Source organism: Nocardia flavorosea, assembly GCF_015477805.1.
Taxonomy (GTDB): Bacteria; Actinomycetota; Actinomycetes; order Mycobacteriales; family Mycobacteriaceae; genus Nocardia; species Nocardia flavorosea_A.
Map to the genome: position 1 here is coordinate 419,572 of NZ_JADLQL010000005.1, position 23,610 is coordinate 443,181.

Here is a 23,610-nt window from a genome sequence, read left to right on the forward strand (position 1 = left end):
GACCACGGGCCGGAATCGGTCGCGTGACCCGCAGATAGCTGAAGATTCCTACTTTGAGTAGTAAAATAGCGGCATGACGGCAGCACATGCGGACTATCCCCCCGGCCACGGCCCGGCCTCGAAGGTCAGCGTGTCGCTACGGGCCGGGAACGTTCGAGCGATTCGTGAGCGGGTCGGCACACGCGGTTTCTCTGCGTATGTCGATGCCGCGGTCGAACGTCAGATCGAACGGGACCTCCTCGAAGAGGCGCTGCGTGCCAATGAGGAACGCGCCGGATCCGCAACAGCAGACTTCCGCGATGAGGCCGCCGCCTTTTTTCGTCACCTCAAGACAGACCCCGACCTGCGCCAGGACAACGAGTGACACCCCGGCGGAGCCGCCTGAGCGCCGGAACGCTGGTACTCGACTGCGAGGGGCTTTCGAAATGGGTAAGAGCCGACCCCCGAGTCACGGCCTACGTGCGCGAGGCGCACGACAACGATCTGCGGGTCGTCGTCAGCGCCCTGACCCCCATCGAAGCCTTCGATGTGCGATCGAACAGTAACCGGCTGCGCTGGCACCTATCCCGTTTGCGGATCGAGCCGGTTACCGACGAAATCTCGTTCCACGCCATAGAACTGCTGCGCACGGCAGGCTTGCACGGTCACCAGTACGCCATCGACTCGGTAGTCGCCGCCACGGCCCTTCGCGCGGTGAAACCCGTTGCTGTCCTCACCTCGGATATCGACGATATGGTGCAGCTGTGCGGAAAGCAGGTACGGGTACTCGGCGTATGAGTCGCGCCGAGTCGGCGTCCTGGACCGGAAAGGCGGATCAGACGCCGAACACCCGTTCCACCACGCGGCGCGCCCGCCGGGTGACTCGCAGGTAGTTGTCCAGGAATTCCCCGCCGTCGTCGCTGGGCCAGCCGGCCACCCGCGCCACCGCGGACAGGGTGCGGCCGGGTGCGGGTAGTTGGTCGCTGGGTTTACCGCGGACCAGTACCAGGGCGTTGCGGGCGGCGGTCGCGGTGAGCCAGGACTGCCGGAGCAGATCGGTGGCCTCGGTGCCGAGTAGTTCGTGACGCGCGATGACGTCGAGTGATTCGAGGGTGGAGGTGTTGTGCAGTTCCGGCACCTCGTGCGCATGCCGCAACTGCAGGAGTTGCACCGTCCATTCGATATCGGCGAGCCCGCCGCGGCCCAGTTTGGTGTGGGTGGCGGGGTCGGCGCCGCGGGGCAACCGTTCGGAATCCACCCGGGCCTTGATCCGCCGGATCTCGCGCACCGCCTCGGCCGAGACACCGCCGGCCGGATAGCGCACCGGATCGATCGTGTGCAGGAACCGCAGGCCCAGCTCCTGATCTCCGCATACCTGATGCGCCCGCAGCAATGCCTGCACTTCCCAGGGTTGCGCCCATTGGCGGTAGTAGGCGTCGTAGGCGGCGAGGGTGCGCACCAACGGCCCGCTGCGGCCTTCCGGACGCAAACCGGCGTCCACCTGCAGCGGCGGGTCGGTACTGGGGGCACCGAGCAATTTCTGCACCTGTTCGGCGATACCGTTGGCCCATTTCACCGCGATGTGCTCGTCCTCGCCGGGCCGCGGGTCGCAGACGAACAGCACATCGGCGTCGGAGCCGTAGCCCAGTTCCCGCCCGCCGAGCCGGCCCATCCCGATCACCGCGAAATCCGCGGGCGCGGGCGCGCCGCGTTCGGCGGTACTCGCCCGGATCACCGCCCGCAGTGCGGCCTCGAGCACCGCCACCCACACCGACGACAGCGCCGCGCAGACCTGCGGCACATCGAGTAGCCCGAGCAGATCCGCCGACGCCACCCGCGCCAGTTCGTGCCGGCGCAGCGAACGTGCGGTCGCGACAGCACGTTTCGGGTCGTCGTAGCGGTCGGCGGCGGTGAGGATACTGCCCGCAACATCCGCGGGCTGGGTACGCAGCAACAGCGGCCCCTCGGGGCCGTCGGCGAACATCCGGATGGTTTCGGGGGCATTGATGAGCAGATCGGGCAGGTAGGCCGAGGAACCCAGCACCATCATCAGCCGCTGCCCCACCGCGCCTTCGTCGCGCAGCACCCGCAGGTACCAGTCCTGGTCGTTCAAGCCTTCCGATACGCGCCGGTAGGCGAGCAGGCCGGCGTCCGGGTCGGGGGTATCGCCGAGCCAGGCCAGCAGGGTCGGCAACAGCAGGGCCTGGATCCGGCCTTTCCTGGAGACACCGCTGGTGAGGGCGCGCAGATGGCCCAGAGCATGTTCCGGGTCGGCGTATCCGAGCGCGGCGAGCTGGCGGACGGCGGCATCCGGGCTGAGCCGCAGCGCGGCGGTTTCGATACTGGCCACCGATTCCAGCAGGGGCCGATAGAAGAGTTTGGTGTGCAGACGCCGGATCCGGCTGGTGTTGCGGCGCAACTCCACCTGCAATACCCCGGCCGCATCGCGTTTACCGTCGGGCCGGATATGCGCGGCCCGGGCCAGCCAGCGCATCCCTTCTTCGTCGTCGGCGGCGGGCAGCGTATGGGTGCGTTTGAGCCGCTGCAGTTGCAGCCGGTGCTCCAGCAGCCGCAGGAATTCGTAGGAGGCGGTGAGATTGGCGGCGTCCTCGCGACCCACATAGCCGCGCGCGGCCAAGGCGGCGAGGGCTTCCACGGTGCCCTGCACATGCAGTTTCGGGTCGACCCGGCCGTGCACGAGTTGCAGCAGCTGCACCGCGAACTCCACATCGCGCAGGCTGCCGCTGCCCAGCTTCAGTTCCCGCTCGCGCAGGTCTTCGGGCACCAGATCCTCCACGCGGCGCCGCATGGCCTGCACATCGGACACGAAATCCGGGCGTTCGGAGGCGGTCCACACCATCGCGTCGGTGGCCGCGCGGTACTGCTCCCCCAGTTCCAGATCGCCGGTCATCGGCCGCGCCTTGAGCAGCGCCTGGAACTCCCAGGTCCGTGCCCAGCGCTGGTAGTAGGCCAGATGCGATTCGAGGGTGCGTACCAGGGCCCCGGCCTTGCCCTCGGGACGCAGCGCCGCGTCCACTTCGAAGAACGCGGAACTGCCGACGGTCATCATCTCCGCGGCCAGGCGGGTGGCGACGGCGTCGGCGGGTTCGGCGACGAACACGATATCGACATCGCTGACGTAGTTGAGTTCGCACGCCCCGCTTTTGCCCATGGCGATTACGGCCAGCCGCACCGGGCACGGTTCGTCGCGGCACACCCGCGCCACCGCCACCGCAAGAGCGGTGGTGAGCGCCGCGTCGGCGAGAGCGGTGAGTTGGCGGCCCACCACTTCGTACGGGATGACCGGTTCGTCCTCCACGGTCGCGGCCAGATCGACGGCGGCCAGCAGCATGAGCTGATCGCGGTAGCGTTTACGCAGCGCCGCCACCACTTCGGGCCCGGATTCGGTGGCGCGGAACAACATCGGGGACGCGTTGGGCCCGGTTTCCGGTTCGGCGCCGGCCACCGCGAGCAGATCGGCGATCAGTTCGTCCCGGTCCGGCAGCTCCTCGCGGCGCAGTATCGTCCAGGCCCGCGGATCGGCCACCAGGTGATCGCCCAGCGCGGTGGAGGAACCGATGAGCGCGAACAGCCGGCCGCGCAGTGTCGGCTCGGCTCGGATCGCGGAATCCAGGGCAGCCCACTCGGTTCCGAGCGATTCCCGGATCCGGATCAGGGTGTTGAGCGCTAGGTCGGCGTCCGGGGCGCGCGAGAGCGCCCACAGCACCGCGATGCTCTCGACATTGTCCCAGCCGAGGGTCGTCAGCGATTCGGCGGCCGTCGGCTCGAGCAATCCGAGCCGGCCGGCGCGAGGGACGGCGGACCGGGCGGACGGGGGGCGGACCATGAGCCCAAGTTAACCGGTTCGCGCCGGCAAGTGTGCCGGACCCCCGCCCGCCGCGTCGTTACAGACCGAGGTACTCCTGTAGTTCGAACGGCGTCACCTGGGTTCGGTAGTCCGCCCATTCGCGGCGCTTGTTCCGCAGGAAGAAATCGAAGACGTGCTCGCCGAGCGTTTCGGCGACCAGTTCCGACCGTTCCATCGCCTTCAGCGCCTCGTCCAGCGTGCCGGGTAGTTCCTTGAAGCCCATGGCGCGCCGTTCCGCCGCGGTCAGCGACCAGACGTCGTCCTCGGCCTCCGCGGGCAGTTCGTAACCCTTCTCGATGCCCCGCAGGCCGGCGGCCAGCAGGACGGCGAAGGTCAGGTACGGGTTGCAGGCCGAATCGGGGCTGCGGATCTCGACCCGCCGCGAAGAAGCCTTGTTCGGCGTGTACATGGGCACCCGGACCAGCGCGGACCGGTTGGACCGGCCCCAGGAGGCCGCCGTCGGCGCCTCGCCGCCGTGGATGAGCCGCTTGTAGGAGTTCACCCACTGGTTGGTGACGGCGCTGATCTCGTGCGCGTGTTCGAGGATGCCCGCGATGAAGGCCCGCGCGGTACCCGAGAGGTTGTCCGGATCGTCCGGGTCGGCGAAGGCGTTCGCCTCGCCTTCGAACAGGCTCATATGCGTATGCATGGCCGACCCGGGGTGCTGGGAGAACGGTTTCGGCATGAACGTCGCGCGCACGCCCTCGTCGATGGCGACTTCCTTGATCAGGTAGCGGAAGGTCATCACATTGTCGGCCATCGACAGCGCGTCGGCGTAGCGCAGATCGATCTCCTGCTGCCCGGGCGCGCCCTCGTGATGGCTGAACTCCACCGAGATACCCATGGATTCGAGGGCGTCGATGGCGTGGCGCCGGAAGTTCGGGGCGGAGTCGTGGACGGCCTGGTCGAAGAACCCGCCGGTATCGGCCGGGACGGGCGGCATACCGTCGGCCTGGTTCTTCAGCAGGAAGAATTCGATCTCCGGGTGCACGTAGCAACTGAACCCGACGTCACCGGCCTTGTTCAGCTGCCGGCGCAGCACATGGCGCGGATCGGCCCACGACGGCGAACCGTCGGGCATGGTGATATCGCAGAACATCCGGGCGGAATGCTGGTGACCCTTGCTGGAGGCCCACGGCAGCACCTGGAAGGTGGACGGATCGGGCCGGGCCACCATATCGGCCTCGGAGATCCGGGCAAACCCCTCGATGGCCGACCCGTCGAATCCGATGCCCTCTTCGAAGGCGCCCTCGAGTTCGGCGGGCGCAATGGCGACGGACTTCAGGTAGCCCAGCACATCGGTGAACCAGAGACGTACGAAGCGGATGTCCCGCTCTTCGAGCGTCCGCAGCACGAATTCCTTCTGGCGATCCATGTCCGCGAGCGTAAGCACCCGGCGTTAAATCCGTGTTACATGACGTGCTGCGCTGTGTGTCGGCTCGCCGGAACAGCCGGATACCGGCTCAGCAGCGCAGTCCCTCGGGGGGTGATTCCAGGTCGACCAGGTAGTTGATCACGGCATCGTCGACGCAGGTCGCGCCGCCGGTGAATACGACGGTGTGACTGTCGCCCTCATGGGTGATCAGGGCCGCCCCGAGCTGCCGGGCCAAGTCCACGCCGGCCTGATACGGCGTCGCCGGATCACCGGTGGTGGAAACCACCACCGTCTGCGGCAGACCTTCCACCGAGATCTCGTGCGGTTGGCTCGTGTTCGGTACGGGCCAGTCCGCGCACAATTCCAGCGGCGCCGCGCCGGTGCCGCGGCCGTCGTCGAGGAAGGGAGCCGCCGCGCGGTACTCGGTGTCCTGGCGCCCGGCCACCTCCCGGTCGGTGACCGGCGGATCGTCCACGCACCGGATGGCGTTGAAGGCGTCGGTCAGGTTGCTGTAGGTGCCGTCGTCGCGGCGGCCGTTGTACATATCGGCGAGCTGCAGCAGGGTATCGCCGCGGCCCTGGCTCAGTTCGGTGAGCGCGACGGTGAGCACCGGCCAGAAGTCGGCGCTGTAGAGGGTCTGCTGGACACCGGTGATCGCATCGTCGTAGCTCAGGCCGCGGGGATCGGTGGTGGCCGCGGGCGTCTCCCGCAGCGGGTCCACCAGCTCCCGGAACCGCGGGATCACCTGTGCGGGATCGGTGCCCAGTGGGCAGTCCGCCGATTTCACGCAGTCCGCGGCGTAGGCGTCGAACGCCGCCTGGAATCCGGCGGCCTGGCGCAGCGATTCCGCGACCGGGTCCTGGGTGGGATCGATGGCGCCGTCGAGCACCATCGCCCGCACATTCCCCGGGAACTTCTCCGCATATGCGGTGCCGAGCCGGGTGCCGTAGGAGTACCCCAGATAGTTCAGCTTCGGATCGCCCAGGACCGCCCGGATGATATCCATATCCTGCACGACTTCCCGGGTCCCGATATGGGCGAGCAGATCGGCGCCGGTACGCGCCATACAGCGGTCGGCGTATTCGCGGTTCTCGGCCTCGTCGGCGGCGATCCCCTGGGGCGTGTTCGGCTCCGGTGTCTCGGCGCGTTCGGCGTCGGCCTCCTGCGGGGTCAGACAGGTCACCGCGGGAATGGACGCGCCGACCCCGCGCGGATCGAAACCCACCCGGTCGAACCGTTCGGCCACCGGGGTGCCGCCGCCGATCGTCGCGGTGGACAGTCCCGACATACCCGGCCCGCCGGGGTTGAGCAGCAGCGACCCGATCCGTGCCCCGCTCGCCCGCAGCCGCGACAACGCCAGTTGCGCGGTCGGCCCGTCGGGGTCGGCGTAGTCGATCGGTACCTCGATACGAGCGCACTGCGTGGCCGGCGGCAGGCTTTCCCCGGGCGCGGCGTATCCGGCGCAGGACTCCCATTGCGGTACCTGTTCGTAGAACCGGCTCAGTTCCGCGGGGACGGGCGCCGGGGGCGCGGTCGCCACCTCTTGTTCGTCCGCGCATCCCGCGACGAACAACACCACCGTCGCCAGCACACCCGCCGGCACTGCACACCACCCACTCCGCACCGGCGCCATGCTAGCGCGACCCGCACCGGCGCCCGTGGATGTGACCAACCGCACCGAGTCGCAGGGTTCGTTCCGGCTCCGCCACGGGTGCACACTGGAAGGCGTCACACCCACCCGGGGACCCGGCCAGGGCCTCGAGGAGACGAAAGGGACGATGATGTCCGAATCATCAGCCGTGTCCGATTCCGCCGCGGAAACCCCCGCCTACGGCGCCGCGAAAACTCCCGGCACGGCGGATTCCGCGAAACCGGCCCGCCGCCCGACCCGCGTCCAGCATCTGCAGCAGATGAAGGCGACGGGCGAGCGCTGGGCCATGCTCACCGCCTACGACTACTCCACCGCCCGCCTCTTCGAAGAGGCCGGGATCCCGGTCCTGCTGATCGGTGATTCGGCCGCCAATGTCGTGTACGGCTACGACACCACCGTGCCGATCACCACCGATGAGCTGATTCCGCTGGTGCGCGGTGTGGTGCGCGGTGCCCCGCACGCCCTGGTGGTAGCCGACCTCCCGTTCGGCACCTACGAGAGTTCGCCCGAACAGGCGCTCGCGACCGCCACCCGCTTCATGAAGGAGGGCGGCGCACACGCGGTGAAACTGGAGGGCGGCGAACGCGTCGCCGATCAGATCGCCCTGCTCACCGCCGCGGGGATCCCGGTAATGGCACATATCGGGTTCACCCCGCAGAGCGTCAACACCCTCGGCGGGTTCCGGGTCCAGGGCCGCGGCGCGGGCGCCGAAGGCCTGCTGACCGATGCGATCGCGGTGCAGGCCGCGGGCGCGTTCTCGGTGGTGATGGAGATGGTGCCCGCCGACGTCGCGGGTCAGGTCACTCAGAAGCTGACCATTCCGACCATCGGTATCGGCGCCGGCCCCGACTGCGACGCGCAGGTACTGGTGTGGCAGGACATGGCCGGGTACACCAGCGGAAAGACCGCGAAGTTCGTGAAACGGTTCGCCGCCGTAGGCGATGAGCTGCGCACAGCCGCCGCCGCGTACGCCGACGAGGTACGCAGCGGTACTTTCCCGGGCCCCGAGCACAGCTTCTGAGCCGGCGCCCGGGCCGCAGCGGCTTCCCACCTCTGCCGGAGATGGCAAACTCGATGTCGAGAAGTTCTTCGACTCGAGTACAGAGGTACTGATGCGGCAACGCGCTTGGACAACCGCTCGAACAGCACGGGGCGCCCTGATGGTGGCGGGAGTGTGCGGGGCGGCGCTGCTCACCGCATGCGGTGGTGCGCAGACCGGTTCGCCCACCGCGGACTCCTCCGGCACTTCCACCACCAGCGCGACCGCGGCGCCGAGCCCCACCGGCGCCGCACCCGCCACCCCCCTCGAAGTTTCGGACAAAGCCGCGCAGAACCTGTGCGCCATGATGAAACCGGAGCTGTCGAACTGGCGGATCCAGGGGCCGACGCTGGGCCGGGTGAGCCTGAACCTGATGGCGCACGAATGGGCGCTCACCAACGGTATCGGTAACACCCGGTTGCTGGGCGATACCGCCGTCGTCGACCGGGCCACCTCCGCCACCTGCCCGGATGTGCGGACCCAGGCCCTCGAGGCACTGGAATTGCCCGAACTGGCCGCCGGCGTGCTCACGCTGTGATCGGTATGCGCAGCCTGTACCCCCCGATCGAACCGTACGACCAGGGCATGCTCGCGGTCGGCGACGGTCAGGCGATCTACTGGGAGACCAGCGGTAACCCGGCCGGTACACCCGCTGTGTTCCTGCACGGCGGCCCGGGCGGCGGCACCTCCCCCCTCAACCGCCGCTACTTCGATCCCGAGCGGTACCGGATCGTGCTGCTGGATCAGCGCGGCTGCGGTAATTCCACCCCGCATATCGCCGACGGCGCCGACCTGTCGGTGAACACCACCGCGCACCTGATCTCCGATATCGAGGCGATACGCGACGAACTCGGTATCGAGCGGTGGCTGGTGTTCGGCGGTTCCTGGGGTTCGACCCTGTCACTGGCCTACGCGCAGCAGTATCCGCACCGTGTGACCGCACTGGTACTGCGCGGCATATTCCTGCTGCGCCGCCAGGAAATCGACTGGTACTACAACGGCAGCGCCGGATACGTGTACCCGGACGAATGGGAGAAGTTCCTCGCCCAGGTCCCGGTCGCCGAACGCGGCAGTGACCTGGTGGAGGTCTACCACCGGCTGCTGCACTCCCCCGACCCGGAGGTCGCGACGGCGGCCGCCGTCGCCTGGTCCACCTGGGAGGCGGCGACCAGTTCGCTGCGCCCGGACCCGGCACGTACCGCCGATGCCGCCGATCCCCGTTTCGCGCTGGCCTTCGCCCGGATCGAGAACCATTACTTCCGGCACGGCGGTTTCCTCGACGAGGGCCAACTGCTGCGCGATATCGGCGCGATAACCCATATTCCGGGGATCATCGTGCAGGGCCGCCACGATATCGTCTGCCCGGCGGTCAGCGCGTGGGACCTGCATCGGGCGTGGCCGCAGTCGCGGCTGCGGATCGTCGACGATGCCGGGCATTCGGCCACCGAACCCGGGATCGTGCACCACCTCGTCGAAGCCACCGATACTTTCGCGGCGGTACCCGGATGAGCACCGAACCCGGCAGCGCCGGGGCCGCGCTCACCGCCGCGTTACGCGCCGATATCGATCGGCTGCTCGCGGCAGAACCGGAAGTCCGCGCCGACGCCCAGGATTCCGTGCACCAGATGCGGGTGGCGACCCGGCGGCTGCGCAGTGTGCTGCGCAGCTGCAAACGGCTGCTCGATGCCGATGCGGCCAACCGGGTACGCACCGAACTGGCCTGGCTCGCCGGAATTCTGGGGGTCGCCCGGGACGCGGAGGTCCGCGCTGCCCGTTTCGCCGGCCTGCTCGACCGGTACGCCGAAAAAGACTGTGCCGCATCGGGCCCGACACGTGAACGACTGGTCCGCGCCGAGCGCGACCGCTACGCCGCCGCACACGGCGCCATCCTCGAGGCGCTGGACAGCACCCGCTACCGCGCCGTCCGCGAGGAGTTGCGGAACTGGCGCGACAACCCGCCGTTGCGCACCTCGCTCAGCGGGTCGGCCGCGCCCGGGGTTTTCGACGCCGTCCTGCGGGCCGACCGTAAACGGGTACGCCGGCTGGTCCGGGCCGAACCGACCGCGGCGCCTGCCGACCGGGTCGAAATGCTGCACGATATCCGCAAGAGCGCCAAGCGGTTACGGTATTCCTGCGAGGCCGCGGAAGCCGTGCTGGGCGAATTCGCCGCGGATCTGGGCGGGCGGGCAAAACATCTGCAGACAGTGCTCGGCGATCACCGCGACGCGGTCGAATCGTACGACGCCCTCCGTGCGCACGCCGCCGCCGCGCACGCCGCCGGTGAGGACATCCACCTGTACGAAATGCTCGCCGACGCCGAAGACACCGCGGCCGGACGGTGCCTGGCCCGTTATCCGGCGGCCGCGGCGGCCATCGACAAGACCTGAACCGGCCGCGATACGGCCACCGACGGCTCGGGCCGGTACCGATCCGGTACCGGCCCGAGCCGCGAAAAACGTTGCCGCGCTACTGCACTGCGAGCATCGACCCGTTCAGTTCGTGCAACGGGCCGAATACGGTGAAAACCACCCGCCCGTTCGGGTGCGCCGACGACACCGCCGCAGCCGCGTCCAGCGCCATCCCGAACGAGGGAGCCGACGGATGCGGGATGGCCGCGAGCATATGCCCGAAATTGCTGGTGTGCACCCATTGGGTGTCCGCGGGGCTGAGGTCGACCCGCACCCCGCCGGGCAGCGGCGTCACCGCGACCGCACCGGCCGAACCGGCGCCCACGGTGGCGAGAACAGATGCGGCCCCGGCGATGAAGGCTCCGGCTGCCAAGGTACGTGCTACCCGCATAAGTGATGTGACCTGTCTTCGAGAGGTATGAATCGGCTCGACGGCACATTCGAGGGCGCCGGCGAGCCTGCCGACGCGCATACCTTATGACGCCGATCACCCTTTATGCCACCTCTGCACGAATTCCCCGCGAAAAATCCGCTCTGCCCCCGTAACTGCTACTGTGGCGGACCGTAAGCGTTCGACGAATCCGAGTTGGAGTTTCCTCACGTATGTCCACTCTCATCTATGACTATCTGCTCCCCCTCGTCGGCCCGCAGCAGGCCACCACTCTGGCGCAGATGTTCGTCATCGGCCCCTCGGCCTGAACGGCCACTGGGTGAACATCGTCCCCCGCCCGGCGGGGGACGATGTCCACCTCGTGGAGTTACCATCCGGGCCGTGCAAAGACCCGCAGTTCTCCTGCCCGCCGCCCTCGTAGTACTCGCGGTCGCGACGGCCGCGTGCCAGAGCGATGGTGCGGAACCGGAATCCACCGCCGCCACCTCCTCCGTCGCGAACCCCGGTACCGCGACAATCGACCAGGTGAAGGCCGGTTCCTTCGTCATCGGATTTCGCGGCGCCTTTCCCGGGCTGGCCGAAGGCCGCAATGATGCCGCGATCACGGCGATCTTCACCGAGACCTGCGCCGATATCCGGTCGGGTGAACCCGAGGATGCGGCCACCTCCGCGTTGACCGAACGCCTGGGCACCGCAGGCACCGCGCCGGCACCGGCGGAAACCCAGGCCGTCTATCAGATGGTCGCGGCGATGTGCGCTCAGCAGTAACAACCGCCCATACCGGTCTTTCCGGGCTATTTCGGGAACGGATTCGGACCGGACCGAATCAACGGCCCGAATTACCCGGAAAGGGCGAAAATACCCCGTTTGCTCATTCCGGCGTCCCGGCGCCCGGACCGAAAATCCCGGAGGCATAGCGCGCCGCCCATTCGGCGAACGTCATCGCCGGCCGCCCGAGGATTTCCGTGGCGACCCGATTGGGCGGCGCGGTGATCCCGTCCAGGCCGCTGAGCACATTGTCGACGTACCAGGTGGCGGTATCGCCCATGGTGGGTGTGAGTACCCGGATCGTCTCCTCGCGGGTCGACCGCACGAATTCGATTTCCCGGCCCAGTGCGGACGCCAGCTGAGCCAGTAGTTGCGCCCGGGTGAGTTTCTCCGGACCGGTCAGCGATAAGGCGCGGCCGATATGGTCGTCGCCGGTCAGCGCCGAGGCGGCCACGGCAGCGATATCGTCCATGGCGATCGGGGTGCTCCCGGCCTCGGGGTCGGGTTCGCGGACGGTGCCGGTTTCTCGGATCTGACGCGCCCAGATCTCGGTGTTCTCCATGAAATCCCCGGGCCACAGATGGGTCCACGCGAGACCGCTCGCCTCCACCGCATCCGAGACCGTGCCCCACCAGCTGTCGGGTTCGCCGGACAGATCGACGATATGCCGGACTCCCGCCTCCTGGGCCAGGGTCACCACTTCGGCCACGGTGTCCGGCGCCGGCGCCAGGTAAATCCGTTCGACTCCGTCGAACGCCCCGCGCAGGGTCTCCGGTTTGCGCACATATCCGCGCACGACCTCGACACCTTCCGGCAGCGCGGCTTTGCCGGGGTCCACCGTCAGCGCGCGGATATCCGGCACGCCGCGGGCCAGCAGTTCGTCTACCACCTTCCGGCCGATATTGCCGGTCGCCCCGGTGACCAGAATGGTCATACGTCCCTCCCATCGCGTGAAACACACCCCGGCTACGCTCTCCGGCACGGTGGACGGTCGTGGCGTGCAGGCCGGCATTCGGGTGTCCTGGGCCGCTGGGCGACGAGAACCGAAGTTCTCGGCTGGATTCGAACCTGGGCCCCCGCCGGAAAGGGCGATAACCGGCGCTGCTCCGGCCCGTCCACCACGGCGCGTGCCGACGGCGGCGACTCTAGTGGGCACGAGCACGGCTGTCCAACCCCTATTTTTTGGGACACCCGGCGTAGTAACCCCTGGCCGAACTTGCGCGACTACACAGATAACCGGCGGGCACCTGAGCCCCGGCGCCCAGGCGTCCGCCACCGAGACCGCCCTGCCCGAATCGAAGCGTTCGCAGCTCCGGTGAAGGCCCCGCCCCGAGGAAGTTCCGATGAGCTATATCGATATCCTGGTCCGCCTGCACACCGAGGACCATCGGATTCTCACGGATCGAGCAGCCGTGAAGGGACGGACCGTCACCGAATTGGCGACCGAGGTTTTACGGGCCGGCATCCACAGCCGGGCCTGGGCGGTTCGCGAGGCCGCCTGGGAGGAGTATCGCACCACCCACCGGGTGGCGGCCACCGATGTGGATACGGCACGGGCGGCGTTCGTCGCGGGTTGGGAAACGGCCCACGGAAGAGTGGAGACCGCCCGTATGCCCGCTGCATAACGGGCCGGCTTCGGGCCATCGATTCCTGCGGGATCGGACATCCCGCAGCGGTTGAAGGACCTGCTGTGGCCGTGGCGGGGCGGTCAGCGCGCCTTGTTCAGGCAGATTGATACAAGGTACGGGTATATGGGAGTTTCCCGTGAAAGTTTCCCGCCGGTGCTCGGTTTCCCGTGGTTTTCCCGTCCCTCAGGTGGCCTGGCGGCACTGCTGTTGCGTGCGTCGCAGAGCGGTGGGGTCGACGGGACACCGGTTCCGCCCCATCGGATCCAGCCGGTTGAGAGCCGTGCGAATCGTGGGATGGTCGGGGCGCGGATGAGCCGGCCTGTAAGCCGGATCCTGTGCCCGGTTCGCACCGGGTGGCGGCCATCCATCTGGGCACACCGTCGCCGGGTACCTCGAGCGGTCCACCCGCAGGCTCGGGCGAGCAGCCCTCGAACACCTGCGCAACCGCACCGGATGGTGCGGCCTTCGACCTTGCTCCGGGCGGGGTTTACCGAGCCGCCCCGGTCACCCGGGGCGCTGGTGCGCTCTTACCGCACCGTTTCACCCTTACCGCGCGGCCCTGACGGGCCACGGGCGGTCTGTTTTCTGTGGCACTGTCCCGCGGGTCGCCCCGGGTTGCCGTTAGCAACCGCCCTGCTCTGTGGAGTCCGGACTTTCCTCGGCGCCCGGCGTGACACCGTATGGGTGTCCGTTCCCGGCGCCGCGACCGCCCGGCCGGCTCATCCGCCGCACACGATACTCGCCGCCGGCGGCGGCCCGCGCCCCGCCCGTTCGATCACGGGGCCGCCAGCAGTTCCCGTGCCAGGGCGCCGCCCCACCAACTCTCGACCCGGTCCGGAGCCCATCCACGCTCGCCGGTCAGCACGGTGAACACGTCGATATTGCAGAGTGCGGCGTAGATATCGACGGCCTCGGGCACCGTGAGCCCCGGGCGCAGCACGCCATCCGGCCATCCGGAGAACACTCGAACGCGGGTCTCGTCGGCACGGCGGCGGCCGGCGCGATATTCACGCGCGAGTTCGGGTTCGGCGCGGCCGGCCTCCCGCAGCGCCACGATGACATCGCCGGCCCGCTCGAACAGCCGGCGGTCGTAACCGGCCATGGCCGACAGTTGAGCGCCCGGCCCGGGCGCGGTCTCCAGTTCGGCGATCATGCGCGGGAGGTCACCGGACAGGTCCGCGGCGTCGGCGAGGGCCCGGGTGAGCCCGGTTTTGTTGCCATAGGCCGCGTACACGGTCGGCACCGAGACACCGGCAGCCTTGGCGACCTCGCGCACCGTCGTGGCCGCCCACCCCCGGGTGACGAAAAGTTCACGGGCGCAGCGGGCGATATGCGCGGTGGTCTCCTGCGCCTGCGCGGTTCTGCGCAGCGAATCGTATCGGCGCCGGTCCGGCTCGCCGTCCATGGTTCCCCTTTCGGTTTACGTACCTTATATTGAATATATGCTCAGAAAACTCGGCAGCGCCGTAGCCGCCCAGCGCATCGCCGGCGCGGCCGGAATCGGTTTCGCACTGCTCATAGTCGCCGCCAATCTCGTCCTCGTACCCGCCGGAATGCCCCCACCCGGTTCGTCCGCCGACGAGGCAATCGAATTCTTCCTGTCCGCCGACCAGCCCACCCTCGCGGTCTCGGCACTACTGCCCGCCGTATGGGCCCTGGCAACACTGTTCGCGGCCGGCGCGCTGGCAGCGACCACCCCCGCGGGCGGCCGGAATGCCTGGGCCTACGCCGGCTTCGCCGGAGTACTACTACAGAACGCCACCTTCACCGTCGTGGTAGCGGTACGCCTGGCGATGACGACGGTCGACGATCCGGCAGGTATCGGCCCACTCTGGGCGCTGCACGAGGCGGTGTTCGGATTCAACGGCACATTCCTCGCCCTGGCGATGCTCGGACTCGGCACCGCCGGATTCGTCACCGGATTGCTCGCCCGGTGGCAGCTGATACTCGGAATCGTAGCGGGCTGCTTGCAATTCGCGTCCGCGCTAGTCACCCCGCTGATCGTCACCGGTCACGGCCACTTCTCCCTGTTCGGCTTGGTCGGCTGGCTACTCTGGGCGGTGTGGCTCACCAGCTACGGAATCACCCTGATCCGCTCGGCCGGGCACACCCACCCCAACGTCGGAAATATGAGGTCGGCCGGTCATGCCGCCGATGCCCACCCGGACTGACAACCGCGGTGAAACGACACCTCGGTACCGTCACTGATCATGGAGCGTGTGGAGGTCGGCTTCCCGTCGGGAGGTCAGAAGTGTTCCGGCTGGCTGTACCTACCGGCCGGTCCGCCCAAACCCCGCCCGATCGTGGTGATGGGGCACGGGCTGGGAGCGAACCGGGAAATGGGTCTGGATCGGTACGCGCGGCGATTCGCCGCGGCGGGAATGGGGGTACTGGTATTCGATTACCGGCATTTCGGTAGCAGTGACGGCGAACCGCGGCAAACGGTGAATATCGCGCGGCAGCGCGAAGATTGGACCTCCGCCATCGCCTATGCGCGAACCCTGCGAGGTTTCGACGCTACCCGGATCGCACTGTGGGGGACCTCGCTGGGCGGCGGTCACGCGCTGTCCGTGGCACCCGACGACGCCTATATCGCGGCGGTCGTGGCACAGGTGCCGTTCGTCAGCGGCCTCTCCTCGGCCCTGGCGAAAGGCCCGATCAGCCTGGTGAAGGTCACCACGCTGGCGGTCGCGGATGCGCTGTTCGGCACGATATTCCGCAAACCGGTACAGATCCGGCTCGCCGGGCGGAAACGGGCCACAGCGATGCTGACCGGCGCCGACGTACCGGCGGGGTTCGGCCGGCTGGCCGAGGAAAGCCCCGCCTACCGGCCGAAGATCCCGGCGCGCGCGGCTTTTCCGCTGCTGTTCGACCGGCCGGGCCGGCATGCGAAGGAACTGAAGATGCCGGTGTTGTACGCATTGTGCGACAAGGATTCGATCACCCCGGTGAAACCCGCGCTGCGGACCGCGGGCAAAACCAAGCATGCACAAGTGAAGCGTTATCCCGCCGGGCATTTCGATATCTATTTCGACGATCTGTTCGAGCAGGCCGTCTACGACCAGACCGAATTCCTGACCGCGGTACTGCGTCCGTGACGAGCGCCGCGATACCGGACAACTGCGCCGTTGCGGTACCGCGGTCGTGACGGCGGGCCGGTGATCGCCGGCCCCCGCCACCGCTCATTTCACGAACGAGACATTGATCGGGTACTTGTACTCCTCGCCCTTGTTGGCCGCCAGACCGGCAATGATCATGAAGACCAGGCCGGCGATCCCGACGATCGGGGCCAGGATGAGGCCGATCAGAACGATCATCAGCAGAATGCTCACGATCATGCCGATGAAGAACAGGATCTGGAAGTTCAGCGCCTGCACCGCGTGCCGGCGCACGAACTCGTCCCGGTCCTTGTACATCAGATAGACGATCAGCGGTGCGATCCAGCCGAGCAGGATCCCACCCAGATGCGCCAGCATGGCCCACATCTTGGCATCGGCCGGTGCGACCGGAGCACCGGTCGCACCGTACGGCGGCTGCCCCGGATAGGCGTATCCCTGCGGGGGCACGCCGTACTGCGGCTGACCGCCGAAATGCGGCTGCGACGGATACGGCTGCCCTTGCGGATACGGCTGTCCCTGGGGGTACGGCTGTCCCGGCGGGTACTGCTGGCCCGGCGCATATTGCTGACCGGACGGATACTGCTCCCCCGCTGCGTACTGCTGCCCCGATGCGTACTGCTGGCCGGGCGGATACTGCTGACCCGGCGGGTACTGCTGCCCTTTGGACAGGTCGAAGGGCGGCTGAGGATCGGTCATCACATTCCAAACTTGCAGGCGACAGGACTTCTCGAGCATAAGGGGGCGAACCCGCCTACGGGAGTGCGGCTTTGCCACCCCTAGGTGAACTGCGCGATGCCCGGCATCGCGGATCATCGGAGAGCCCGGAGCTGCGCGGTTTCCCTACGTCACTGTCTGCACAACGTCTGTGTCCTCAGTGCGCCGCAGTCAGTGAGTCCCTTTCTTCGGTCGAGACCGTCTCCTTCGGGGAGCGCACCATCGCCGCCGCGGCGATCAGTACCAGCGACAGCACAGCCGCGACCAGGAAGGCGGTGTGCACACCGTCGGCAGCAGCCACCACCGGCGCAGCGCCCTCGTCGAGCGCCGATTCGGTGCCGCGCGTCATCATCGTGATGAACAGTGCGGTACCCGCGGCACCCGCGACCTGCTGCACGGTGCTGACCGTCGCGCTGCCGTGTGAGTACAGCTGCGGCGGCAGCGAACCCAGCGCCGAGGTCATCAACGGTGTCAGTCCGCAACTGATGCCGGCGCTCACGATCACGTGCGCGGCGATCACGAGTGCGATCGAGGAGTTCTGGTCGAGGGTGGCGAGAATCCAGCAGCCGGCGCTCAACGCGATGGTGCCGGGCAGTACCAGCGGCCGGGCTCCCCACCGATCGAAGAGAGCACCGACGAACGGGGCCAGCAAACCCATGGTCAACCCGCCCGGCAGGAGAACCAAACCGGTGGTGAGGACGTCCTTGCCGAGCACGTTCTGCAGGTACATCGGCAGGATGATGAGCGCGCCGAACAGGCTCAGCATCAGGCACGCCATCAGGATGACGGCGAGCCGGAAAGGCCCGACCGCGAACGTCCGCAGATCCAGTAGCGCCCGTCCCCGGTCCGCCAGTTTCAGCTGGCGCACAACGAACAGCGCGAGGGCGGCCGCACCGACCGTGAGCGACACCCACGGCGGGATCGGCGCGTGCCCGGACGCCGATTCGCCGATACTGCTCAACCCGAACACGAGGCCGCCGAATCCGAGTGCCGCCAGCGGTACGGAGAGGTAGTCGAGGTGCGATTTGCTCGGCTCGGTCACGTTGCGGATGAACATCCCGCCGAGCACCAGCGCGAGAACCGCGAACGGCAGCACGATCCAGAACATCGCCCGCCAGTTCAGCGACTGCAGGATGAGCCCGGAAACGGTGGGCCCGACGGCCGGCGCCACCGAGATAACGATCGACACCAGCCCCATCGTCTTACCGCGCGACCGCTCGGGCACCAGGTTGAGAATGGTGGTCATCAGCAGCGGAATCATCAGCGCCGTGCCGACGGCCTGCACGATCCGGCCCACGATCAGGGCTTCGAATCCGGGCGCCAGCGCCGCGATCACCGTCCCGCCGCTGAACAGCGACATCGCGGCGATATAGATGGCGCGCAACGCGAACCGCTGCAGGATGAATCCGGTGGTGGGGATGACGATCGCCATGGTCAGCAGGAAGCCGCTGGTCAGCCACTGCGCGGTGGCTGCGCTGATCTCGAGGTCCACCATCAGGCGCGGCAGGGCCACGCTGAGAATCGTCTCGTTGAGAATCACCACGAACGCGGCGACGAGCAACAGCCCGATCAGCAGGAACGCTCCCGGAGCCCGGTCGTCGTGGTCTGGGGAATCGTCGGTTGTCGCCACCGAGTTGTCTATCACCTGAGTCTGTCCGCTCGATCGTGCCGCTGGTACCGGAGCAGCCTAACAAAAATGACAGTCGCTGACATATTGGCAGCGGATGCCTGTGTCGGATACGAGGAAGTACCCTATGGCACGTGCTCACCGCTACGCCGCCCGATTCGCCACCCCTCGACCTGCGCGCGCGACGCCGGAATGCCACCCGCATCGAGATCCGCGAGGCCGCCCTCGCCCTGTTCGAACGGCAGGGCGTCGACCGCACCACCAGCGAGGAGATCGCCCGCGCGGCCGGTATCTCACAGCGGACGTTCTTCCGGTACTTCGCGACGAAAGAGGAATGCGTCCTGTTCGACTCGTTCGGCTTCGACGAGGCCGTGCACAGCTGCCTGGAAACGGCGGATATGGGGTCGCTGTCGCTCGCGGATATGGAGACCGCGATCGGCCGGATGATGGAAGGCATTCGCAACGACGAACAGAGCGAAGTCGCCGCGACGGCCCTGCGGATCCAGAAGCTGGTCTCGACCGACGCGGCCCTCAGCAGAGCCGCCGTCGCCCACTATGCCGACAACGCCGAACGTTCGATGGCACTCATCGAAGGACGATGCCCGGCCGCCGACCGCTCCCGGGTCCGGGCGATCGTCCGGGTCGCGCAGCTCGCGGTGCAACTCGCTTGCGAAGAATGGGTCGAAGCCAGCGCCCCCGGCGGCGACGACTCCGACCTGGCGTCGATCTACCGCACCGTGTGCGCTCGTATCCGCACACTCTGATCCGTATACGACGAACCACCGAATCGACGGACGAGGGAACGTCAGCACCGAACGGGACAAAGTCTGCGCCGACCCCGGCCCGCTGTTGCGCAGGCACCGCATCATCGGCAGACATCTGTGCCGGCAACCGCTCGCCCCCTGCCCGCCCACGTTGTTAGATGGCGTAAGAACTACCCGCCCACAGGAGAGGACTCGAACGTATGGCCGAGAGGATCGCAGTGGTATCCGGCGCCGCCCGGGGAATCGGGGCCGCCATCGCCGAACGGCTGGCCTCCGACGGGATGAAAGTCGGGGTCCTCGATCTCGACGAAGCCGCCTGCGCCGCTACCGTTTCGGCGATCACCGCCGCCGGCGGGCAGGCGCTCGCACTCGGCGCCGATGTGAGCAAGGAGGATTCGGTGAACGCGGCGATCGAACGGCTCGCCGCCGAACTCGGCGAACCCACCGTGGTGGTCAACAACGCCGGCGTCCTGCGCGACAACCTGCTGTTCAAGATGAGCGTCGACGACTGGGACACCGTAATGGGCGTGCACCTGCGCGGCGCCTTCCTGCTCACCCGGGCCGCCCAGAAGTACATGGTCGAACAGAAATGGGGCCGGATCGTCAATATGTCCAGCACCTCGGCGCAGGGCAACCGGGGTCAGGTCAACTACTCCGCCGCCAAGGCCGGTATGCAGGGCTTCACCAAAACTCTCGCCTTCGAACTGGGCAAGTACGGTGTCACCGCCAACGCGATCGCCCCCGGTTTCATCGTCACCGATATGACCGCGGCCACCGCCGCCCGCGTGGGCGTCGATTTCGAGGACTTCCAGAAGGCGGCGGCCGCACAGATCCCGGTACAGCGGGTCGGCCGGCCGGAAGATATCGCGAACACCGCGTCGTTCCTCGTCAGCGAGGGTGCAGGATTCGTCTCGGGGCAAGTCATCTATGTGGCGGGTGGGCCGCAGGACTGACAGCCACACGGGCGGGACGGCTCCCAGATGGGCCGTCCCACCCGTATTCATCGGTATTCGCTCTCGACAGTGCGTGGCGTGATTGTGCCGTCGCGGCGCGTCTCGTGGTCCGAACGGTGGGCGCGTCGCGCGGTAACCGGTACGTTGCCGAATATGGTTGTAAAGCAGGATAATCCGCATGATTCGCTGTTCCGGCAGATCATGTCGGACCCTGCCGCGGCCGCGGGGGAATTGCGGGCGGTCCTCCCGCAGTGGCTGGTGGCGCTGATCGACTGGGACAGTATGGTGCCGGCGTCGGGAGCCTATATCCTGCCGGATCTACGAAACCGTGACTGTGACGTGTTGTTCCGGACCACGCTGGCCGGTCGCGACGGGTTCGTTCATCTGCTGCTCGAGCATCAGAGTTCGCCCGATAAACATATGCCGCTGCGGGTCCTCGAATACATGGTGGCGATCTGGGGCAGGTATCTCAAAGAGCATCCGAACACCGAGTACTACCCGCTGGTGATTCCGGTGGTGGTCAACTCCGGCCCCAATACCCGGCGATGGAACTACACCACCGAACTGGCGGATCGCATCGGCACCGACGCGGGTGTACGGGCGCGACTGGGTGACCTGGTGCCGCGGTTTCGGATCCTGGTCGACGACCTTGCCTGGATCGATCTCGACCAGCTCTACGCCCGCGGTCTCGCCCCCTCGGTGCTGATGATGCTGATCCTGCACCGTCTGGCTTTCGGAAACGAACATCTGGACCGGGATCTGCAACCACATATCGAGGTGCTGCGGGCAGTGGAAGAGTCCCCGAGCGGGGCCGATAACCTGTATGGCCTGTTCAGCTACATTAGTAAGGTGTCCGAGACCAGCGCGCAGGATCTGGAGCGTGTGGTCGATCGGCTCGGTCCGCTGGCGAAGGAGGTCGCGGTGACGACAGCAGAACAACTCCGAGCGGAAGGCCAAGCCATGGGCCAGGCCAAGGGCCAGGCCAAGGTCTTGCTACGCCAGCTCTCCCTGAAATTCGGCCCCTTGCCCGACGGGATCGCCGAGCGGTTGGAGGCCGGTGATCCCGCCGAGCTCGAGATATGGACGGAGCGGGTGCTGACCGCGAACAGTCTCGAGGAGTTCTTCGGCAGTAGCTGAGCGACAACCGACAGTGCCGATGATCCATGTCCACTATGTGGCGGGTGGGCCGCAGGACCGAGATTGCACGGCGGGGTGGTACCGGGACCACCGCCCCATCCCGCCGATCGAGCTGTCGGCGCCTTGGTTCATCGCCTGACCTGCTATCGATTCTGTAGCGAGGCGAGGAACTCGTCGGTTCTCCTGACGTCCTCGCGATCGTAGGCACTCACGCTGGCGAGGATCTCGGATGCACCGGTCCGCTCGAGAAGGTCGGCCAGCTCGTCGGCGACCAGTTCCGGAGTGCCCGCGACAGCTCCCGTCATCCAGGTGCGCACGGCATCGACCTTCTTCGCGCGTGCACTACCGAGCATCCGGCGCACGTCCTCGACGGGTTGCAGCGCCCGGAATTCGCCGACATCCCGGGAATCGGCGTAGGCCCAGGCTTCCGGCAGCAGAAGGTCCCGGGCACGCTCGGCGGTTTCGGCGACGACGATATCTGCACTCACCATCAGATACGGATCCGGTTGGCGTGCGCTGGGCCGGAAGTCCTGGAAATAGGCATCGATCGCCTTCGCGTCCTGAACGAGCGGACCTCCGATCACTACCGGCAACCCCAACTCCGCAGCGAGAGACAGTCCGTCCTTGATGGCGAGCAGGAAAACCGGCGGCGGCTCGACGCGGGGCCTGACCGTGATATCGGCGCGTCCGTCCAGATAAGAGCGGATCTCCTCGATATCGGCCTCGTATTCGCCCGGACGCAGGGTCGTCCGCCCCAGCGCCCGCCGGATCGGAGGCGTGAATCCGAGCGAACCGCCGAGTCCGATATCGACCCTTCCCGGATACAGCGATTCGAGAAGTAACGCCTGCTCCGCGACCACCAGCGGACTGTGGTTGGGGACCATGATCCCGCCGGTCCCGAGCCGGATGCTGCGAGTACGCGCCCCGATCGCCGCGAGCAACAGGGTGGGGGCCGCGCCGGCGATACCCGGCACCGCGTGATGTTCGGCAGTCCAGAATCGGCGAAAGCCGAGCTCCTCCGCCCGTACCGCTCGTTGCACCGTGGTGGTCACGGCAGCGGCATCGGACTCACCGCTGCGTGTCCGGGCGCGGTCGAGCAGGGAGATACGCATCAGTCCTCCTTCGTCCCTGCTCTGGCGCAACGCGTCAACCGCGCGATGTCATCCACTCGGCGATATCGGCCACGATCTCCGGGTCCACATGGTGCGGACGGGCATAGTCCGCAGGCATCGACGGACCGGTCCCGGGAAAGAACATATGGTCGTCGGCCGGATAGGTGCGGATCGTCATCCCCGGACGGCCGGCCAGACCGGCCCGCCATCCGGCCAGATCGCCCTCCACGGTGACCTGATAGTCGCGTTCGCCCTGCATGAACATCATGGGGACGTCCAGCGTCGCCGCCACTGCCACGGGATCGTAGGCGCGCATATCCAGCCAATACGGTGCGGGCATCCCGAAAGGTAACTTCGCGCTGGGTGTGGTGGGTGAAAGTTCCGGGCTGTCCACCAGGTTCGCGTGTTCGGTGGCGGTCGCCACAGTGGGTAGGACCGCGGCGGATGCCGGATCGACCCGCGTCAGATGCTCGATGACGCGAACCATCGACCACTGGATCGGCACCGTGTCCCCGGCGAGGACGACCAGACCGGCCACCGCGGGTTCGGCGGCGGCCACGCGTGGCGCGAACCTGCCGCCCATGCTGTGGCCGATCACGTAGACACGGTCACCGTCGACTGTGGCCAGACCGCGCAGTATCTCGATCCCTGCGACAGCATGCGGAACGTATTCGTCGGTCGGCGTGAATTCGGGTGTGGCAGCGATTCGATCGCGGTGTGTATAGGTGATCTTGTCGAAGCGCAACACCGCCACACCACGACTGGCCAGCCCCCACGCAATGTCTTTCAGGTTCTTGTTCGGACCCGCTGTGCCGTCCCTGTCGAACGGTCCACCCCCGGCCAGCAGCACGGCCGCCGGAAACGCCCCTTCCCCGCGGGGCAGGGCGATGGTGCCCGGCACGGCCGACAGCCCCGAGCCCACCGTCACCTCCTGCTCGACGAACGAATCCGGGTCCGCATACGCCGGCGGCTGCCATATTCCGGTATCCGCAACAGCCGATTCGATTGAATCCATGACGGCCTCCACACCGATCGAACATTCTCAACTTTGCGAACAGTATCACGAGTGAGAATATG

General features: G+C 67.5%; 23 protein-coding genes and 1 other RNA gene. 13 read left to right on the plus strand and 11 right to left on the minus strand.

What is annotated here, in order from left to right; all coding sequences use genetic code 11:
• Positions 1-73 precede the first annotated feature (73 nt).
• The gene (locus IU448_RS23580; RefSeq protein WP_195057830.1) at positions 74-364 is read left to right on the plus strand and encodes a hypothetical protein; all 291 of its coding nucleotides are present in this window, start codon (positions 74-76) and stop codon (positions 362-364) included.
• Complete coding sequence (locus tag IU448_RS23585; RefSeq protein WP_195057831.1) at positions 361-777, plus strand: DNA-binding protein; 417 nt, start codon at positions 361-363, stop codon at positions 775-777. The genes IU448_RS23580 and IU448_RS23585 overlap by 4 nt, the downstream gene beginning before the upstream one ends.
• 37 nt (positions 778-814) lie before the next feature.
• Here the strand turns inward: IU448_RS23585 and IU448_RS23590 are convergent, their stop codons facing one another.
• From IU448_RS23590 to IU448_RS23600, 3 genes are all read right to left on the minus strand, one after another.
• Entirely contained in the window at positions 815-3,826 is a 3,012-nt protein-coding gene (locus IU448_RS23590; protein ID WP_195057832.1) for a bifunctional [glutamine synthetase] adenylyltransferase/[glutamine synthetase]-adenylyl-L-tyrosine phosphorylase, read from the minus strand.
• Between the two features lie 58 nt (positions 3,827-3,884).
• Positions 3,885-5,222: a glutamine synthetase family protein gene (locus IU448_RS23595; protein WP_195057833.1), complete on the minus strand. Its 1,338-nt coding sequence runs from the start codon at positions 5,220-5,222 to the stop codon at positions 3,885-3,887.
• An 88-nt stretch (positions 5,223-5,310) separates the two neighbouring features.
• Positions 5,311-6,855 carry an alpha/beta hydrolase gene (locus IU448_RS23600; protein ID WP_195057834.1) on the minus strand — a complete coding sequence of 515 codons (1,545 nt, stop codon included), beginning with the start codon at positions 6,853-6,855 and terminating at the stop codon, positions 5,311-5,313.
• A gap of 148 nt (positions 6,856-7,003) precedes the next feature.
• Here IU448_RS23600 and panB point away from each other — a divergent pair, with 148 nt between their 5' ends.
• From panB to IU448_RS23620, 4 genes are all read left to right on the plus strand, one after another.
• Complete coding sequence (gene panB, locus IU448_RS23605; protein WP_195057966.1) at positions 7,004-7,894, plus strand: 3-methyl-2-oxobutanoate hydroxymethyltransferase; 891 nt, start codon at positions 7,004-7,006, stop codon at positions 7,892-7,894.
• Between the two features lie 139 nt (positions 7,895-8,033).
• Positions 8,034-8,450, plus strand: a complete 417-nt coding sequence (locus tag IU448_RS23610) for a hypothetical protein (protein WP_195057967.1) — start codon at positions 8,034-8,036, stop codon at positions 8,448-8,450.
• A gap of 5 nt (positions 8,451-8,455) precedes the next feature.
• Positions 8,456-9,421 carry a prolyl aminopeptidase gene (pip, locus tag IU448_RS23615; protein ID WP_195057835.1) on the plus strand — a complete coding sequence of 322 codons (966 nt, stop codon included), beginning with the start codon at positions 8,456-8,458 and terminating at the stop codon, positions 9,419-9,421.
• Positions 9,418-10,299 carry a CHAD domain-containing protein gene (locus IU448_RS23620; protein WP_195057836.1) on the plus strand — a complete coding sequence of 294 codons (882 nt, stop codon included), beginning with the start codon at positions 9,418-9,420 and terminating at the stop codon, positions 10,297-10,299. The genes pip and IU448_RS23620 overlap by 4 nt, the downstream gene beginning before the upstream one ends.
• Before the next feature lie 79 nt (positions 10,300-10,378).
• Here the strand turns inward: IU448_RS23620 and IU448_RS23625 are convergent, their stop codons facing one another.
• A complete protein-coding gene (locus IU448_RS23625) occupies positions 10,379-10,711 on the minus strand; it encodes a hypothetical protein (protein WP_195057837.1) in 333 nt (110 codons plus the stop codon).
• Positions 10,712-11,092: 381 nt separating this feature from the next.
• On the opposite strand from IU448_RS23625, the gene IU448_RS23630 reads away from it, so the two are divergent.
• Positions 11,093-11,479: a hypothetical protein gene (locus IU448_RS23630; protein ID WP_195057838.1), complete on the plus strand. Its 387-nt coding sequence runs from the start codon at positions 11,093-11,095 to the stop codon at positions 11,477-11,479.
• A gap of 103 nt (positions 11,480-11,582) precedes the next feature.
• On the opposite strand, the gene IU448_RS23635 is transcribed toward IU448_RS23630, so the two are convergent.
• The gene (locus IU448_RS23635) at positions 11,583-12,413 is read right to left on the minus strand and encodes an SDR family oxidoreductase (RefSeq protein WP_195057839.1); all 831 of its coding nucleotides are present in this window, start codon (positions 12,411-12,413) and stop codon (positions 11,583-11,585) included.
• Positions 12,414-12,822: 409 nt separating this feature from the next.
• Here IU448_RS23635 and IU448_RS23640 point away from each other — a divergent pair, with 409 nt between their 5' ends.
• Positions 12,823-13,104: a hypothetical protein gene (locus IU448_RS23640; protein WP_195057840.1), complete on the plus strand. Its 282-nt coding sequence runs from the start codon at positions 12,823-12,825 to the stop codon at positions 13,102-13,104.
• A gap of 309 nt (positions 13,105-13,413) precedes the next feature.
• On the opposite strand, the gene rnpB is transcribed toward IU448_RS23640, so the two are convergent.
• Positions 13,414-13,829, minus strand: an RNA gene (gene rnpB / locus IU448_RS23645) — RNase P RNA component class A.
• 53 nt (positions 13,830-13,882) lie between these two features.
• Entirely contained in the window at positions 13,883-14,512 is a 630-nt protein-coding gene (locus IU448_RS23650) for a TetR/AcrR family transcriptional regulator (RefSeq protein WP_195057841.1), read from the minus strand.
• Positions 14,513-14,549: 37 nt separating this feature from the next.
• Here IU448_RS23650 and IU448_RS23655 point away from each other — a divergent pair, with 37 nt between their 5' ends.
• Positions 14,550-15,278 carry a 2-oxoglutarate/malate transporter gene (locus tag IU448_RS23655; protein WP_195057842.1) on the plus strand — a complete coding sequence of 243 codons (729 nt, stop codon included), beginning with the start codon at positions 14,550-14,552 and terminating at the stop codon, positions 15,276-15,278.
• A gap of 39 nt (positions 15,279-15,317) precedes the next feature.
• Positions 15,318-16,205: an alpha/beta hydrolase gene (locus IU448_RS23660; RefSeq protein WP_195057843.1), complete on the plus strand. Its 888-nt coding sequence runs from the start codon at positions 15,318-15,320 to the stop codon at positions 16,203-16,205.
• Positions 16,206-16,289: 84 nt separating this feature from the next.
• Here the strand turns inward: IU448_RS23660 and IU448_RS23665 are convergent, their stop codons facing one another.
• The gene (locus IU448_RS23665; protein ID WP_195057844.1) at positions 16,290-16,922 is read right to left on the minus strand and encodes a DUF4870 domain-containing protein; all 633 of its coding nucleotides are present in this window, start codon (positions 16,920-16,922) and stop codon (positions 16,290-16,292) included.
• Between the two features lie 175 nt (positions 16,923-17,097).
• Positions 17,098-18,570: an MDR family MFS transporter gene (locus IU448_RS23670; protein ID WP_324188690.1), complete on the minus strand. Its 1,473-nt coding sequence runs from the start codon at positions 18,568-18,570 to the stop codon at positions 17,098-17,100.
• Between the two features lie 131 nt (positions 18,571-18,701).
• Here IU448_RS23670 and IU448_RS23675 point away from each other — a divergent pair, with 131 nt between their 5' ends.
• The 3 genes from IU448_RS23675 to IU448_RS23685 all read left to right on the plus strand — a co-directional run bounded on the left by IU448_RS23675 (position 18,702) and on the right by IU448_RS23685 (position 21,421).
• Positions 18,702-19,331: a TetR/AcrR family transcriptional regulator gene (locus tag IU448_RS23675; RefSeq protein ID WP_195057846.1), complete on the plus strand. Its 630-nt coding sequence runs from the start codon at positions 18,702-18,704 to the stop codon at positions 19,329-19,331.
• 200 nt (positions 19,332-19,531) lie between these two features.
• Positions 19,532-20,284, plus strand: a complete 753-nt coding sequence (gene fabG / locus IU448_RS23680) for a 3-oxoacyl-ACP reductase FabG (protein ID WP_195057847.1) — start codon at positions 19,532-19,534, stop codon at positions 20,282-20,284.
• A gap of 153 nt (positions 20,285-20,437) precedes the next feature.
• Positions 20,438-21,421, plus strand: coding sequence for an Rpn family recombination-promoting nuclease/putative transposase (locus tag IU448_RS23685; RefSeq protein ID WP_195057848.1), 984 nt, complete (start codon positions 20,438-20,440; stop codon positions 21,419-21,421).
• A gap of 143 nt (positions 21,422-21,564) precedes the next feature.
• Here IU448_RS23685 and IU448_RS23690 read toward each other — a convergent pair whose 3' ends face one another.
• Complete coding sequence (locus IU448_RS23690) at positions 21,565-22,533, minus strand: MsnO8 family LLM class oxidoreductase (protein ID WP_195057849.1); 969 nt, start codon at positions 22,531-22,533, stop codon at positions 21,565-21,567.
• 34 nt (positions 22,534-22,567) lie between these two features.
• A complete protein-coding gene (locus IU448_RS23695; RefSeq protein WP_195057850.1) occupies positions 22,568-23,548 on the minus strand; it encodes an alpha/beta hydrolase family protein in 981 nt (326 codons plus the stop codon).
• Positions 23,549-23,610: the final 62 nt, after the last annotated feature.

Bases quoted from the DNA above. Each gene is read 5' to 3' on its own strand.
- IU448_RS23640 (WP_195057840.1), top strand. From the start codon at position 12,823: ATGAGCTATATCGATATCCTGGTCCGCCTGCACACCGAGGACCATCGG.
- IU448_RS23685 (WP_195057848.1), top strand. From the start codon at position 20,438: ATGGTTGTAAAGCAGGATAATCCGCATGATTCGCTGTTCCGGCAGATC.
- IU448_RS23660 (WP_195057843.1), top strand. From the start codon at position 15,318: ATGGAGCGTGTGGAGGTCGGCTTCCCGTCGGGAGGTCAGAAGTGTTCC.
- IU448_RS23690 (WP_195057849.1), bottom strand. From the start codon at position 22,533: ATGCGTATCTCCCTGCTCGACCGCGCCCGGACACGCAGCGGTGAGTCC.
- IU448_RS23600 (WP_195057834.1), bottom strand. From the start codon at position 6,855: ATGGCGCCGGTGCGGAGTGGGTGGTGTGCAGTGCCGGCGGGTGTGCTG.
- IU448_RS23635 (WP_195057839.1), bottom strand. From the start codon at position 12,413: ATGACCATTCTGGTCACCGGGGCGACCGGCAATATCGGCCGGAAGGTG.
- IU448_RS23590 (WP_195057832.1), bottom strand. From the start codon at position 3,826: ATGGTCCGCCCCCCGTCCGCCCGGTCCGCCGTCCCTCGCGCCGGCCGG.
- IU448_RS23625 (WP_195057837.1), bottom strand. From the start codon at position 10,711: ATGCGGGTAGCACGTACCTTGGCAGCCGGAGCCTTCATCGCCGGGGCC.
- IU448_RS23610 (WP_195057967.1), top strand. From the start codon at position 8,034: ATGGTGGCGGGAGTGTGCGGGGCGGCGCTGCTCACCGCATGCGGTGGT.
- IU448_RS23595 (WP_195057833.1), bottom strand. From the start codon at position 5,222: ATGGATCGCCAGAAGGAATTCGTGCTGCGGACGCTCGAAGAGCGGGAC.
- IU448_RS23665 (WP_195057844.1), bottom strand. From the start codon at position 16,922: ATGACCGATCCTCAGCCGCCCTTCGACCTGTCCAAAGGGCAGCAGTAC.
- fabG (WP_195057847.1), top strand. From the start codon at position 19,532: ATGGCCGAGAGGATCGCAGTGGTATCCGGCGCCGCCCGGGGAATCGGG.
- IU448_RS23580 (WP_195057830.1), top strand. From the start codon at position 74: ATGACGGCAGCACATGCGGACTATCCCCCCGGCCACGGCCCGGCCTCG.
- pip (WP_195057835.1), top strand. From the start codon at position 8,456: ATGCGCAGCCTGTACCCCCCGATCGAACCGTACGACCAGGGCATGCTC.
- IU448_RS23620 (WP_195057836.1), top strand. From the start codon at position 9,418: ATGAGCACCGAACCCGGCAGCGCCGGGGCCGCGCTCACCGCCGCGTTA.
- panB (WP_195057966.1), top strand. From the start codon at position 7,004: ATGTCCGAATCATCAGCCGTGTCCGATTCCGCCGCGGAAACCCCCGCC.
- IU448_RS23650 (WP_195057841.1), bottom strand. From the start codon at position 14,512: ATGGACGGCGAGCCGGACCGGCGCCGATACGATTCGCTGCGCAGAACC.
- IU448_RS23695 (WP_195057850.1), bottom strand. From the start codon at position 23,548: ATGGATTCAATCGAATCGGCTGTTGCGGATACCGGAATATGGCAGCCG.
- IU448_RS23655 (WP_195057842.1), top strand. From the start codon at position 14,550: ATGCTCAGAAAACTCGGCAGCGCCGTAGCCGCCCAGCGCATCGCCGGC.